General features: G+C 60.1%; 13 protein-coding genes. 12 read left to right on the top strand and 1 reads right to left on the bottom strand.

Features of this window, described 5'->3' with window-relative positions; translation table 11 throughout:
• Positions 1-57 precede the first annotated feature (57 nt).
• The 12 genes from extKL to AOP6_RS03265 all read left to right on the top strand — a co-directional run bounded on the left by extKL (position 58) and on the right by AOP6_RS03265 (position 12,531).
• Positions 58-1,374, top strand: coding sequence for a multiheme c-type cytochrome ExtKL (gene extKL / locus AOP6_RS03325; protein WP_256439364.1), 1,317 nt, complete (start codon positions 58-60; stop codon positions 1,372-1,374).
• Between the two features lie 212 nt (positions 1,375-1,586).
• On the top strand, positions 1,587-3,437 hold the full coding sequence (extM, locus tag AOP6_RS03315; protein WP_155875211.1) for a selenite/tellurite reduction operon c-type cytochrome ExtM: 1,851 nt from the start codon (positions 1,587-1,589) through the stop codon (positions 3,435-3,437).
• Complete coding sequence (gene extO / locus AOP6_RS03310) at positions 3,388-4,620, top strand: selenite/tellurite reduction operon b-type cytochrome iron-sulfur cluster-binding subunit ExtO (protein WP_155875210.1); 1,233 nt, start codon at positions 3,388-3,390, stop codon at positions 4,618-4,620. Before extM ends, extO begins: the two co-directional genes overlap by 50 nt.
• Positions 4,575-4,973, top strand: a complete 399-nt coding sequence (locus AOP6_RS03305; protein WP_155875209.1) for a Rieske (2Fe-2S) protein — start codon at positions 4,575-4,577, stop codon at positions 4,971-4,973. The genes extO and AOP6_RS03305 overlap by 46 nt, the downstream gene beginning before the upstream one ends.
• A gap of 2 nt (positions 4,974-4,975) precedes the next feature.
• Positions 4,976-5,596, top strand: a complete 621-nt coding sequence (locus AOP6_RS03300) for a cytochrome b N-terminal domain-containing protein (RefSeq protein ID WP_155875208.1) — start codon at positions 4,976-4,978, stop codon at positions 5,594-5,596.
• Positions 5,593-6,006, top strand: coding sequence for a selenite/tellurite reduction operon b-type cytochrome membrane protein ExtQ (gene extQ, locus AOP6_RS03295; RefSeq protein ID WP_155875207.1), 414 nt, complete (start codon positions 5,593-5,595; stop codon positions 6,004-6,006). The genes AOP6_RS03300 and extQ overlap by 4 nt, the downstream gene beginning before the upstream one ends.
• Entirely contained in the window at positions 5,982-6,815 is an 834-nt protein-coding gene (gene extS, locus AOP6_RS03290) for a selenite/tellurite reduction operon c-type cytochrome lipoprotein ExtS (RefSeq protein ID WP_155875206.1), read from the top strand. The genes extQ and extS overlap by 25 nt, the downstream gene beginning before the upstream one ends.
• A 123-nt stretch (positions 6,816-6,938) precedes the next feature.
• Entirely contained in the window at positions 6,939-7,535 is a 597-nt protein-coding gene (locus tag AOP6_RS03285; RefSeq protein WP_213194736.1) for a TetR/AcrR family transcriptional regulator, read from the top strand.
• A gap of 90 nt (positions 7,536-7,625) precedes the next feature.
• The gene (locus AOP6_RS03280; RefSeq protein ID WP_155875204.1) at positions 7,626-8,600 is read left to right on the top strand and encodes a 4Fe-4S dicluster domain-containing protein; all 975 of its coding nucleotides are present in this window, start codon (positions 7,626-7,628) and stop codon (positions 8,598-8,600) included.
• Entirely contained in the window at positions 8,590-9,231 is a 642-nt protein-coding gene (locus AOP6_RS03275; RefSeq protein ID WP_155875203.1) for a cytochrome b/b6 domain-containing protein, read from the top strand. The genes AOP6_RS03280 and AOP6_RS03275 overlap by 11 nt, the downstream gene beginning before the upstream one ends.
• A gap of 187 nt (positions 9,232-9,418) precedes the next feature.
• Positions 9,419-11,575: a cation:proton antiporter gene (locus AOP6_RS03270; RefSeq protein WP_155875202.1), complete on the top strand. Its 2,157-nt coding sequence runs from the start codon at positions 9,419-9,421 to the stop codon at positions 11,573-11,575.
• 23 nt (positions 11,576-11,598) lie between these two features.
• Positions 11,599-12,531 carry a universal stress protein gene (locus AOP6_RS03265; protein WP_155875201.1) on the top strand — a complete coding sequence of 311 codons (933 nt, stop codon included), beginning with the start codon at positions 11,599-11,601 and terminating at the stop codon, positions 12,529-12,531.
• Positions 12,532-12,616: 85 nt separating this feature from the next.
• Here AOP6_RS03265 and AOP6_RS03260 read toward each other — a convergent pair whose 3' ends face one another.
• A complete protein-coding gene (locus AOP6_RS03260; protein WP_155875200.1) occupies positions 12,617-13,564 on the bottom strand; it encodes a hypothetical protein in 948 nt (315 codons plus the stop codon).
• Positions 13,565-13,573: the final 9 nt, after the last annotated feature.

Genomic DNA, 13,573 nt, shown 5'->3' with positions numbered 1-13,573 from the left:
CTGCCCTGATTTTTTTCTAAACTGTCCCAAACAACCTAAATATGAAATGGAACCGATATGAACGCGACAGGAAGGACCCTTAGCCTCTGGGGTCTCGCTTTCCTGGCGGCTGCCACCTTTGGCCTGGCCCCTGCTTCCAGCGAGGCCGCAGGCATCGGCAAGGACGGCACCATCGCCGCCAAAAAAGGCAAGGCGAACACCCTGCAGGAGCTGATCGACATGTACGATTCGAGCTCCTGCATCGACTGCCACCAGCAGGCGCATGACGAGTGGGCCGAGTCGGCACACTCCCGCTCGGTGTACGGCACCGGCCGTACCGCCGCCACCTTCAAGACCGCCTTTACCAACGGCTTCATGTCCTGGGCCTATTCGGGCGTCACCGATCCCAAGGATGTCGAAGTTGAGCACCTGATGGGCTGCGCCAAGTGCCACCTGCCCCAGCTGGCCGACGCTACCGACGCCGTGGCCAAAGAGTTCGTAGGCACCATCTATGCCTTCATGAACGCCTATGCCGAAGACGACATGAAGACCTTCGAAGCCAAGAAGGAAACCCTGCTTAAACTCAACATCAACTGCCTCGTCTGCCACAACCGCATGGCGATCACCCACAAGTGGGCCGACGGTTATCCGCAGGCAGGGGTAGTCTACGGCAACGTGGACGGCGAGCACATGGATGCCGACTTCCCGGTCATGAAGACCAGTCCCATCATGAAGGAGTCGATCCTCTGCGGGCAGTGCCACGGCCTCGGCCCCAACCTGGAGCTGGACAACCCCACCCAGTGCGCCACGGCCTATGGCAGCTACCTCTGGTCCTACGTGGCCGGCGGCGGTGACAAGACCTGTCAGCAGTGCCACATGGAAGAGAGCGGGCTCGGCCACAACATGCAGAGCTACCGCGACAAAGGCATGGCCGATCGGGCCGTGGAGTTCGAAGTACATGCCATCCCCATGAACTGGCGTGACGGCCGTAATGTGGTGCCTCAGGTCATGCTCGACGTGGCCATGACCAACCGCACCGGCCACGCCATCCCTGATGGCTGACCGACCCCCAACCGACTGGTTCTGTCGGTAATCGCCACAACGAAGGATGGTCAGGAAGTTTTCAATCAGGACAAGATCTACATGCCTATCCCGCAGAAATTCGCGCGGGGCGATGAAATGGGCCGCGGCCCCTACGAGAAGAGCGGCATCATCGCCGACACCGGGCTGCACCCGGGCAAGAAAGTCAAAGAACACTTTGAAATCCGCTTCCCCGAAGGACAAACGGAAATGGAGCTGAAAGTACAGCTCTGGTATCTGCCTTACGGCAACAAGCAGAGTGACCCCTTCCTGTGGAAGGAAGAGATCAAAACGGTGAAGGTCAGCAAACTTTAAGCGCTGGCTGAAGCCCTCCTGATATTGGCACCTCTTGCCATGCGCGGCTGATCGGATTCTTCCCGCTGAGACATCCGGTCAGCCGCTTTTTTTCTGATAAAAATCGTCGCCTCTACCCCGTCCTTTTTACTGGTTGTCCAAAGCGACTTCGGTTAAGATACCGGGAGTCTTTCATCCCTTGAAATCACCATCATCCATCAATCTCTGAACCTATGCCGCTGCGCTGTCGTCTGTCATACTGGATTCTCGCCACCCTCCTGCTGTGCTTCGCCGCCGGCTGTACTACCAGCCAAGACGAGGAATCCCGCTGCGAAAGCTGCCACCAAGGGTTAGAACTTGCTTCTCCCACCCACGGCGCCTGTACGACCTGTCACGGCGGCGACCCCAGCACCGACAACAAGGACGCCGCCCACCGGGGCATGTTCGGCAAGAAGAATCCGGCGGCACCAGAGGTCTGGGACAAGGGTTGCGGCGGCTGCCATGAGGAGCAATTGAAAAGGGTCCGCTCCAATCTGATGTACACCAACACCGGCATCATCAAAAACGCGCAGCTCACCTGGGAGGGGGTAGATGGCCAGTTGTACGCCACCCGCCAGGAAGATGTTTTTGACGCCAAGGGAGAACCGCTGACTTTGAAGTCGGTGAGCGAACTCGACAACCTCTCCGGCGAACTCTATCGCAAGTTCTGCTCCCTCTGTCATGTCGGCCGTGAATCCAACCAGGTGTGGAGCGGCAGCCATGGCTCGGGCTGCGCCGCCTGTCATTTCCCTTACAACGACAACGCCACCTACCAGGGGGGGGACGAGACGGTACATGGCAAGTGGCCCTATTCGGCCAGCCATGAAATGGCCTCCCTGCCTGACAACAAGGTCTGCTTCCGCTGTCACAACCGCAGTGGGCGCATCGCCCTTTCCTACCAGGGGCAAAACGACGGCAACAACAGCCTGGTGCCCACCCGCGACGCCATCCCCGGTCCTGAACTCATCGGCGGCGTGCGCAACGTCACCAGCATCGCGCCAGATATCCACCACGCCAAGGGGATGGACTGCATCGACTGTCACACCTCCCGCGATGTCATGGGGGATGGCTACGCCTACGAAAACATGTATCTGCAGACGGAGACCGCCTGCGAAGACTGTCATGGCAGTGCCCGCGAGCATCCTCGCCTGGAAGCCATCAGCCGCGAGAACGACAGCGCCCTGGTGGAATCACGCAGCTACCAGCTGCCCATGACCTACGGCACCAACATGGTGCTGACCGCCAAGGGGCGCAAATACGCCAACGTCTTCGAGCAGGACGGCAAGATCTGGCTGCAGGGCAAACGCAGCGGCAAGCTGCACGAATCGAAGGTCATCACCGACACGCCGGAGCACACCATCGCCGGCCATGACCGTCTTGAGTGTTACAGCTGCCATTCGCGCACGGTGGTGCAGTGCTACGGCTGTCATACCGAGTACGACCTCACCCGCAACGCCCGCGACTTTGTCAAGGGCTACGATACTCCTGGCGCCTTCAGTGAGACGGAAGATTTCCGTATGCTCTATCCCTTCCCTCTGGCCCTGAACCAGCGCGGCAAGATCTCCCCGGTGACGCCGGGTTGTCAGACCTTCATCACCGTCATCGAACGGGACGGCCGCAAGAGCAAGGACGAGTACGTGGCCCGCTTCGGCGACCGCCAGCAGCTGCGCTTTGCCCCCTTTTACAGCCACAACACGGGCACCCGGGCCGTCAACTGCGCCGAGTGTCACGGCAATCCGTCCTTCCTCGGTTTCGGCCAGCATGTCATCGAGGGCGCCACCATCGAAGGAACTCTGCTGTGCGAAAAATCGGACAGCAAGCCCCTGGACGGCTACCTAACCATGGAGGACGGCAAGGTCAAGGCCTTTTCCGCCATCACCCGCGAGAATTCTCGGCCCTTGAACGGTGCGGAAGTGAAAAAAGTGCTGGCCGTCAACCTCTGTCTGGTCTGCCACGACAATCCCAAGGACCCTATTTATCAAAAGGAACTCGACTATGGCGCGCTGGATCGCTGCCTTGAGCGCTCTGTGCCTGCTCGGCCTTAGCCTCAACGGGGCGGCCGTGGCCGACCCCACCACAAAACGCCTCAGCGGCGCCCATGGCGGCCTGAGCTGCGCCGCCTGCCATGCGCCAGGGGAAACCGCCTCCGTGCGCGACGGGGCGCGGGAATGCGCCGACTGCCACGACGGCTACCAGGGCATCTTCACCCAGGCCATGACGACCCGCAATGCTGAAAAGGCCTTCGTGCATGGGGCTTTTGGTGGGCATGATACCGACTTTTTCCAGAAAAACTGCGCCGACTGCCATGTGAGCTCCTGCGCCGACTGCCACGGAGAGGACATCCACACCCTCACGCGCCCGACCTCGGATACCTGCCACCGCTGCCACCAGGGCTATTTTGTCGGCGCCGACTTTTTCGGGCGGGCGCCGCGAGAGAATCACAACCGCTACCAGCGGGGAGAAATCGTCGATGGCCAGGCCTATCTGAAAATGCGTCCCGACGTGCATGAGGAGGCGGGGCTGAGCTGCGGCGACTGCCACAGTATGCAGAGCTTGGTGGACGGCCGTCTCAGCGCCAAGGGATGCACGGACTGCCATGAACCGGACCCAACCATCGTCGAGCACCGCATTGCCGCCCACCAGGAAAAACTGGAATGCACTGCCTGCCACGCCAGCTGGGCACCCCAGGAATACGGCAGCTTTTTCCTGCGCCTGGGAGACAACCCCAACCGCGAATACTTCAATCTCAAACAGAATCCGGCCGACGAATATGTGCAGAGTGCCTATCTGCGCCAGCAGAACGCGCCCCCTCTGGGGCTGAACAGTCGCGGCAAGGTCAGTCCCATCCGCCCCCAGTTCATCGCCTTTTACTCGGACCTGCGTCAAAAGGATGACCCGAATCGGGTGGAAAACGCCCTGGTCGCGGCCCAGTGGAAAGCCTTCTTTCCCCATACCATCCGCCGCGGCACGGCGACCTGTGAAGGCTGCCACGACAATCCGCGCCGCTTTCTGCTGGAGGATCCCCGAGATCGTATCTACGAACTGCAGCGCGACGGTCTGCCCCTGCCCTCTTTCTGGGATCAGCAGGGACAGACCCTGGTTAACGGCCAATTCATGCCCCGTGAACGCTATGAGCGGCTGAGCACGCCGACGTCCACTTACACGAAGGCCTATATCGAAAAATGGAAAAGTTTGGTCGAAAGCGTCGATACCTCCTTAAAGCCCTGACCTTTTCGGGGCTGGCTCTGCTGATCGGCAAGTTTCTCTTTCCCAAGGCCGCTTCGCAGCAGGTGTTGCTGGAAGTTCCTCGGAGTGACATCCCCCCTGATGGTGCCCTGGTCTTTCGGCAGGCGCGGGTCGCCGTCATCCGTCAGGGGGAAGAGGTGTTCGCCCTGGACCTGACCTGCACCCATTTGGGCTGCACGGTGTCGGTCACCCCCACGAACCTGGTCTGCCCCTGTCACGGCAGCCTCTTTGCCCGCGACGGCGCCGTGCTGTCCGGTCCCGCCGACCAGCCCCTGCGGCGGCTGGCCCTGGATGAACGCGGCGACATGTTGACGATCTACAGCGGAAAGGCCTGACGGTGTACAAAGATTTCATCGCCCATCTCTTCCCCCGTGTGGTTTTGCGACGCAACCTGCGGCTCACCTATACCTTCTGTCTGGGGGGACTGGCCTTTACCGCCTTTTTGCTCCTTATCGCCACGGGCCTGCTGCTCATCTTCTACTATCAGCCGACCCCGGAAAAGGCCTTCGAATCAATTCTGGCCCTGGAGCGCAGCGTCTTTCTCGGCGGCTATATCCGCAGTCTGCACCGCCTTGCTTCCCACGCCCTGCTCGTCTTCATCTTCCTGCACACCCTGCGCGTGATTTTCACCGGAGCCTACCGCAAGCCGCGGGAGCTGAACTGGATTATCGGCTTCGCCCTGCTCTGCCTGGCGGTCTTTGCCGCCTACACCGGCTACCTGCTGCCCATGGACCAGTTGGCCCTGTGGGCCACTCAGACAGGCATGGAACTGCTCGCCACAGTACCGGGCGGGCCGGCTCTCAAACGGATTCTGGTTCCCGATGAAGTCGGCGGCGAGCTGTCGCTGCTGCGCTTTTATGCCCTGCATATCGTCTTTGTGCCGGCCTGCATGCTGGCCCTCTCTTTTCTGCATTTTTACCGCATCCGCCGAGACAAGGGAGTGTTGCCCTACCTATGAAAAAATATGTTTTCAGCACTGAGGGTTTCTTTCCTCTCATCAAACGGGCGGCACTGGTTACCTGTCTCGTTCTCATGGGGCTGGCCCTGCTCTTTCCCGCTCCGTTGCAGGGGCCGGCCGATATCGCCACCGTGCCCAACCCCGTTAAATCAGCCTGGTTCCTGTTGTGGACCCAGGAACTGGTGAGCTATTCCAAGTACCTGGTCTATCTGATCATCCTCTGCGCCCTGGTCTTTCTGCTGCTCCCCTTCCTGCCCGGCTCAAAGCCCGCATCGAGCGCCCGCTGGTTCGGCCGCGATCAGCGCCTGGCCACCGCTCTTGGCCTGACAACCTTTTTCGGTATTTTGGCCCTGACACTGATCGCCATGTTTTTTCGAGGTGAAAATTGGTCTTTCGTGCTGCCCTTCTGATTCTCCTGCTGAGCCTGTCCGTCGGCACCGCCTGCGCAGCCACCGGACCACCCCTGTGCCTGCGCTGCCATGAGGTCCACTACGACAGCCAGGGCACCTGCACCGACTGTCACCGCGGCCATCCCGGCACGACGCGGATTGAGATCGCCCACGACCGCTTCGTACCTGGCCGCCTTGCCACCTTCAGCCAGCCCGACTCCCCCGTAATCAAGCGTGGCACTACCCTGACCGACAAGGCCGGGTGCCGACGCTGTCACACCCTGGGTGGCAAGGGCACGACCCTGGCCAGCAACCTCGACCGCACCGCCGCCGCCACGCCGCCGCTGGACCTGGAGGAGAGCATCCGCCAGCCCGTGGCCCTGATGCCTGACTTCCGCTTCGGGACCGACGATGTTGCCGCCCTGGTGACCCTCCTGCTGAAAGAAGGGGTGGCGACCCCACGGCAAGACACAGAAGTTCCCCTGGTCATTCATTTCGAAAAAGAGGGAGCCGCTTCGGAAAACATCTTTGCCAAGCGCTGCGGTGGCTGCCATCGCGCCCTTACCGTAAAAGAAGGAGGGCTCGGCGACGGCGAAACGGCTCCCAACCTCTCCGGCCTGCTCACCCCCTACTATCCGCGCAGCGCTGAAAAGCCTGGCAAGGATGCCCCCTGGTCCGAAAAAGATCTGGAAGACTGGCTCAAAAATCCCCGCAAGCTTCGGCCTCTCACCCGCATGCAGCCCATCGTCTTCAAAGACGGCGAGTTTTCGCAACTGATACAGACCCTGCACATTGCCGTCCCCCCGCCGCTGGAATCCGTCTCCCCCTGAGGCTCATTAAAAGCTTGACCTGGATCTGTCCTTTCTATATATTCACTTTTCAATATATAGACCTAAGGCGATAATTGCTTTTCAACAATCGGGCGGGCCAGCCTGCAACTGCCGATGACTTTTATGACGACGTCGATTAAGCCCATACCTTCCACGCCCGATACGACCCGGGCTTTGATTCTCGATACAGCCCTGGGTCTTTTTTCCCGTACCGGCTATTTCAACACTTCCGTCCAGGATATTCGCAAGGAAGCGGACATCAGTATCGGTTCGATCTATCACCATTTTCCCAGCAAGGAAGCCATCGCCAAGGCGATTTACCACGATCTGCTGGCGCAAATGGAAGAGGCCATGCGCAATATTCTGGCCACGCATGCCAGCGCCTATGAGCGCTGCCGGGCGGCGGTCGCTCTGCTGCTGTCCATGGCGGACAGCCAGCCGGCGGCCATGGAGTTTATCCTGAACGCCCGCCACCGCGAGTTCATGTCGGATGGCGTTCCCATCTGCTCCTCCAGCCCCTTCGCCCTGATGAAGCAGATGGTGCAGGAAGGGATGGAACAGGGGGAAATCGCGCTTATGGATCCCCTCGTGGCGGCCACCAGCCTGTTCGGGGGACCGATTCGCATGATCTATCTGCGTCTGGATGGTCTCATCGACGGCGAGGTATCGCGCCATCTTGAACCCGTTTGGCAGTGTTCCTGGAAATCGGTGAGCCGCTGAATTTTTTATCTGGCCTCACCGAACGAACGTTCGTTTCTGGCCACACACACCACAATCCTGCTGTCCTCAAGAAATGAAGAAGAGGTGTCTATGAAATTTTCCCGCAGAAGTTTTCTGGCCGGCATGGCAGCGGCAACCGCGGCCACGGTCATCCCCAAGGGGCGGGCGCAGGCGGCCCTCGCTGACGACTCCTATGCCACCCTGATTGACCTCACCCGCTGCGACGGCTGCCCCGACAAGGACACACCGGCCTGCGTTTCGGCCTGCCGCCGGCACAATGCCGCTCGTTTTCCCGAGCCCGATCCCGCCATGCTCAAGGATTACTGGCCCCAGAAATTCCATGAAGACTGGAGCGACCGCCGCGAATTGACCGAGCAGCTGACTCCCTACAACTGGCTCTTTGTGCAGAAGGTTGCCGTGGAAGTCGATGGCAAGCCGCAGGAGTTGAGCATTCCCCGCCGCTGCATGCATTGCGACAATCCGCCCTGCGTCAAGCTCTGCCCTTTCGGTACCGCCAAGAAGGACAAGGACGGGCCTGTACATATTGACCCGGCCCTCTGCTTCGGCGGCGCCAAGTGTCGCACCGTCTGCCCCTGGGATGTGCCCCAGCGCCAGGCCGGCGTCGGCGTCTACACCTATCTCGACCCCGCTCCCGTCGGCGGCGGCGTCATGTACAAATGCGACCTCTGCCGCGAGGACCTGGGCCGGGGCGATAAACCCGCCTGCATGACGGCCTGCCCTCGTGGTGCCATGCACATCGGACACCGCCAGGATATCCTGCAAAAGGCGGAAGCACTGGCCGCTGCTTACTCCGGTCACCTTTACGGCAAAACGGAGCACGGTGGCACCTCGACCCTGTACGTTTCCAAGGTGCCTTTTGAAAAGATCGATGCCGCCCTGCGGGAAGGGGCTGATTCCGCCAAGGTCATGCGCTTGCATAACCCCGAAAACGCCCTGGAAAAGCAGAGTGCCCTGGCCAAGGCGGCCCTCCTCGCCCCGGTAGCCGGTATCGTCGGTGCCTTTGCCGCCACGGTTTCAAAACGGGAGAAGAACGATGAAAAATAATTACGTATTGCGTCATGACGGCGCCGTGCGCCTGACTCACTGGGCCGTGGCCATCAGCGGCCTGGTTCTGATCTTTTCCGGCTTTGGCACCATGCCCCTCTATGGCCGCTTCTATGTCAACGAACTGCCGGGGCTGAGCTGGTCCACCAACTTCCTCATTCAGCAGGTCATCCACTATGTGGCCGCCATGCTCTTCACTGCCGCCGTCTTCTTTCACCTGGTCTTTCATCTGCGCCGCCGCGAGTTCGCCGCCGTCCCGCAAAAAGGGGATGTCAAAGAGAGCGTCGAGATCATCAAGGCCATGGTGACGGGCCAGGAAGAGCCACCGAGCGGCAAGTTTCTGGCCGAGCAACGCCTCGCTTACGCGGCCATGGGCCTCACTTCGCTGCTGCTCATCGCCACCGGCCTGATCAAGGTCTACAAAAACACCGGCGTCATCACGCTTGATCCGACCTTTCTGCAGGTGGTGACCCTGACCCACACCCTGGCGACCATGATCTTTCTCGGTCTATTCGTCGCCCATCTCGGCGCTTTTCTCATCAAGGCCAACCGCCCCCTCCTCCCCTCCATGTTTACGGGCAAGGTGCGTCGCGACTACGCCGAGCATCGTCACAGTGAGTGGGAAATCTGAGGTTTCAGCAAAGTGATGGTTGATTGGAAGGAAAAGGCCGGCGTATGTCGGCCTTTTTTTATGACCATCTATGACGGAAGGGCTGCTCATTGTGCTGCAAAAAAAGGGCAAAGTCAGGTACACTTATCGGGTTGACTTGGTCTGAAAACATCCTTATCCACCGGGCAGCACACAGGAGTTACGCCTCATGTCGGAAGGAAGCACTTTTCTCGAAATCGCCTCGATCCTTGGCTTAGCCACTCTTCTTGGCATTATCGGCCAGAAGCTGCGACAGCCTCTCATCATCATGTTTCTGGCCACCGGCATCCTGGCAGGGCCTTCCGGTCTCGGCATCATCCAGAGCTATCACCAGATCGAACTACTGGCCCACATCGGCATCGCTCTGCTGCTTTTCATCGTTGGCCTCAAGCTCGACCTGCACCTGATCCGCACAACCGGCCCCGTCGCGCTGGCAACGGGATTGGGACAGATCATCTTCACCTCCATCATCGGCTTTGCCATTGCCCTGGCCCTGGATCTCTCCTGGCTGAGCGCCGCCTATGTGGCCGTAGCCCTGACCTTTTCCAGCACCATCATCATCGTCAAACTGCTCTCCGATAAAAAGGAGATCGACTCCCTGCACGGCCAGATCGCTATCGGTTTTCTTATCGTGCAGGATATCGCCGCCATCCTGGCCCTGGTCGGCCTCACCACCCTGGGTTCCTCGGTCGCCGGCGAGGGCTCTCCCTTTCTCACCGCACTGGAGATCGTCGCCAAGGGCCTGGGACTACTGGGGGTCGTCGCTCTGCTCATGAAGTTCGTTCTCCCTGGCCTGACCCGGCGTCTGGCCCACTCCCTTGAACTGCTGACCCTCTTCGCCATCGCCTGGGCCGTCTTTCTCGGGGCCGGCAGCGAATTGCTTGGCTTCAGCAAAGAGGTAGGCGCTTTCCTCGCCGGCATTTCCCTGGCCTCCACCGACTACCGGGACTCCATCGGCGGGCGCCTTACCGGGCTGCGTGACTTTCTGCTGCTCTTCTTTTTTATCGACCTCGGCTCCCGCCTGGAATGGTCCACGGTCGGCTCCCAGCTGGGGTCATCCGTGGTCTTCTCCCTCTTCGTCCTCATCGGCAACCCCCTGATCGTCCTTATCATCATGGGTTGGATGGGCTATCGGCGCCGCACCAGTTTCCTGGCCGGCCTCACGGTGGCCCAGATCAGTGAGTTCTCCCTTATCGTGGCGGCCCTGGGTTTAAGTCTCGGCCACATCAGCAACGAAACCGTCGGTCTGGTTACCCTGGTCGGCGTCGTCACCATTTTTATTTCCACCTACATGATCCTCTATTCCGCTCCCCTCTACAATTTTCTTTCCGGGCCGTTGACGTTCTTTGAACGGCGCACCCCCTACCGGGAGTCAGCCATCGACACCCTCAAGGAGAGCATCCCGGTCGATGTCATTCTCTTCGGCCTGGGCAACTATGGCAGCGGGTTGGCCGAATACCTGTTGCGTCGCCAGAAGCCGGTGATGGGGATCGACTTTGATCCTGGCACCCTGGACAGCTGGCGCCAACGGGGACTGCCGGTTATCTATGGCGATATGGCCGACCCGGACATCCACGAGTATCTGCCACTGCACAAAGCACGCTGGGTCATCAGCGCCGTGCGGGACAAGGAGATGAATCTGGCCCTGATCCACAATCTCAAAAAAGAGGGGTATGCTGGCAAGGTGGCTCTCACCGCCACGACGGCAGCTGAAGTACGCGAGTTTGAAAAAGCAGGCGCTCATCTGATTTTCCGCCCTTTTGTCGACGCTACCGAGCAGGCTGCCGACGCCCTGACCTACGCCATGGCGTTGCTGCCATCGAGCATTGACTGGCCCGTCTCCTTTCTGGAGGTGCGGATCAAGTCAGATGCGGCCGTGGCGGGGGAAACGATTCGCGACCTTCCCCTGACTTCGACCACAGGGATTTCGATTCTGGCGGTCAGCCGCGGGGGGCGCGTCCACTATGAACCAACTCCGGATTTCCGTATCTACCCGGCCGATCGTCTTCTCATCATGGGACCACTTGCCGAACTTAAAGAAGCGGAGATGACTCTGAACCAGCTGGCGGCACCAGAGAAGGCACAGGAAGGAGACCATTTCGAACTGGCGGAAATCCGCGTGGCCGCTGACTCCAGCCTTTCCGGCCAGTCGCTGGCCGAGTTGCGCTTTCGCCAGACCTACGGCGTCACCCTGGTCGGTATCCGTCGCGGACAGGAATCCATCATGAGCCTCCAGTCGGAGGAGCGCCTGCAAGCCGGGGACAGCCTTATTGTTATCGGCAAGGTCACCGCTATTCAGCAGTTGAGGGGACTGGAGCCCCTTTAAGGCACGAGAAAGGGATAGACATCATGAAACATTTCAGGAACATCCTCTATGTCAGCGAACCTTTGGTGGACCAGGCTTCCGCCCTGGCTCGCGCCGTTTCCCTGGCTGCCCGCCACGAGGCGAAACTCACGATCGTCTCCACCGTTTCCAAGATCGAACCTGAGTACCTGGACGAGGAGGTCGCCTTCCAGCGGCAGGCGTTGCAGGATCTGGCAGTCCCTCATGGTCAGAATCCGAACATCCAGACCGACGTTCTGGTGGGTTCGGCCTTCCGGGAGATCATCCGTGCCGTCCTGCGCCACGGTTACGACCTGGTTATTAAGGCGGCCGAAAATCCCGGTTTTCTCCAACGCCTCTTTGGCAGCACCGACATGCATCTGCTGCGCAAATGTCCCTGCCCCGTCTGGTTGATGAAGGTGCCGGAGACTCCCCACTACAGCCAAATCCTGGCCGCTGTCGACGTCAATCCCGTGCGGTCGGACGAGACGGAGACAACACTCAACAGCGAAATACTCGCCCTGGCCAGCGCCCTGGCCGTCTCCGACGGCGCCGCCCTGCATCTGGTGCATGCCTGGGAAGGCTTTGCCGAAGGGATCGTGCGGCGGTGGAGCGATAAATCGCCTGATGAGGTCGCGACCTACGTGGAAATGGAGCGCCAGCGCCATCAAAGTGGCCTGTCCAGCCTCGAAGACAGCCTGCAGAAGCAGGTCGGCGAAGAAATCTACAGCCAACTGCGGCCGCGTTATCATTTACAGAAGGGCGCCCCCCAGCGTGAAATCTCCGCTATGGCCGAAAAGCTACAGGCCGACCTGGTGGTCATGGGAACTCTGGCCCGTACCGGGGTTTCGGGGCTCTTCATCGGCAACACGGCGGAAATGATTCTGGAACAGCTCCCCTGCTCTGTCCTTGCTATCAAACCACCCGGCTTTATATCGCCGGTAAAACTTGACGAATGACCACCACGCATCCCTCATTTTGTCACACTGGCGATAATTTTACTCTGGCGGGCAGGGCGCAATTTTCCAGAGACCTGGTCCAGGACTAACGTGGGGGAAGCAGCATGAGAGCGGCCATGGCCGCAAAGGCGGTCAGCACCAGCAACCAGTCGGTCCGCAGCAGCTGACGGCTGGCCGGATAACGCACAAAGAGGAAGGCCAGAAAGAGTACGGAAATGATGGGAAGGGCCGGCAGGAAAACGCCCGTAAATTGGGCCAGCAGGACGGCGAGGAGCAGGGCGGCCGCCGGCAGCGGGAAGTAGAGAGTCGGTCGTTTTCTCTCGCCAAGGGTGGCGAGCCCGGGCCCGAGCAGATTGTCGTTGTACTCGAACCGGGCGGCGGCCAGAGCCAGAAAGGCGACGATGATCCAGTCCGATACGCCAAAGACGGGAAAGGTCGCCGAGCCGCCAGGAAGCGTCATTTTGATGAGCAGAAAGTCACCGACGGGGGGCAGCCCTTCCCTCCCCTTCAGATAGAACTCCTCGATGCGGCCGGCGATAAAGCGACTGGGACCGCGACTCACGCTGAAAATATCGACCAGCGACATCACCAGACAGACAGGCACCAACTCGGCGGGACGGCTCAAGGCTGTCGTCATCCAACTCCCCAGCACCATGGCCAGCAAAAGCAGATTGGCGGTGCTGATCAAATCGACGAAAACCGACGGTGAGAGCGCCAGCCAACGACTGCCACCGTACAGGGCCAGGGCAACCAGAACACAGAAGGCCATCAATACCTGGCGCAGGGAAGGGTTGACTGCGAATAACCGACTGAAATGGTGGTGGAAGAGGGCCAGGGCAAGAGTGGCAAAGCCCAGATGCAGCCCCAGGGTCAGCAGAGGGAGCAGCTCCTTGAGCGCCGCCGGGGACGGCAGGTGCTGAACCCCCAGGGAAAACCCCACCCAGGACAGGTAGAAAACAACCACCAGACCGATGATACGGCCAATATCGCGACCCGCAGGGGCGGGCGCGGCTGATGTGCGGATTCGACGCATCAATCCAGC

This window comes from Desulfuromonas sp. AOP6 (genome assembly GCF_009731355.2).
In the GTDB taxonomy this organism is placed as follows: Bacteria; Desulfobacterota; Desulfuromonadia; order Desulfuromonadales; family SZUA-540; genus SZUA-540.
This window is presented reverse-complemented; position numbering and strand designations above follow the sequence as displayed.

Excerpts from the sequence above, each read along its gene's own strand:
- AOP6_RS03285 (WP_213194736.1), top strand. The coding sequence starts at position 6,939 with ATGACGACGTCGATTAAGCCCATACCTTCCACGCCCGATACGACCCGG.
- AOP6_RS03280 (WP_155875204.1), top strand. The coding sequence starts at position 7,626 with ATGAAATTTTCCCGCAGAAGTTTTCTGGCCGGCATGGCAGCGGCAACC.
- AOP6_RS03265 (WP_155875201.1), top strand. The coding sequence starts at position 11,599 with ATGAAACATTTCAGGAACATCCTCTATGTCAGCGAACCTTTGGTGGAC.
- AOP6_RS03275 (WP_155875203.1), top strand. The coding sequence starts at position 8,590 with ATGAAAAATAATTACGTATTGCGTCATGACGGCGCCGTGCGCCTGACT.
- extM (WP_155875211.1), top strand. The coding sequence starts at position 1,587 with ATGCCGCTGCGCTGTCGTCTGTCATACTGGATTCTCGCCACCCTCCTG.
- extQ (WP_155875207.1), top strand. The coding sequence starts at position 5,593 with ATGAAAAAATATGTTTTCAGCACTGAGGGTTTCTTTCCTCTCATCAAA.
- AOP6_RS03270 (WP_155875202.1), top strand. The coding sequence starts at position 9,419 with ATGTCGGAAGGAAGCACTTTTCTCGAAATCGCCTCGATCCTTGGCTTA.
- AOP6_RS03305 (WP_155875209.1), top strand. The coding sequence starts at position 4,575 with ATGGAAAAGTTTGGTCGAAAGCGTCGATACCTCCTTAAAGCCCTGACC.
- extO (WP_155875210.1), top strand. The coding sequence starts at position 3,388 with ATGGCGCGCTGGATCGCTGCCTTGAGCGCTCTGTGCCTGCTCGGCCTT.
- AOP6_RS03260 (WP_155875200.1), bottom strand. The coding sequence starts at position 13,564 with ATGCGTCGAATCCGCACATCAGCCGCGCCCGCCCCTGCGGGTCGCGAT.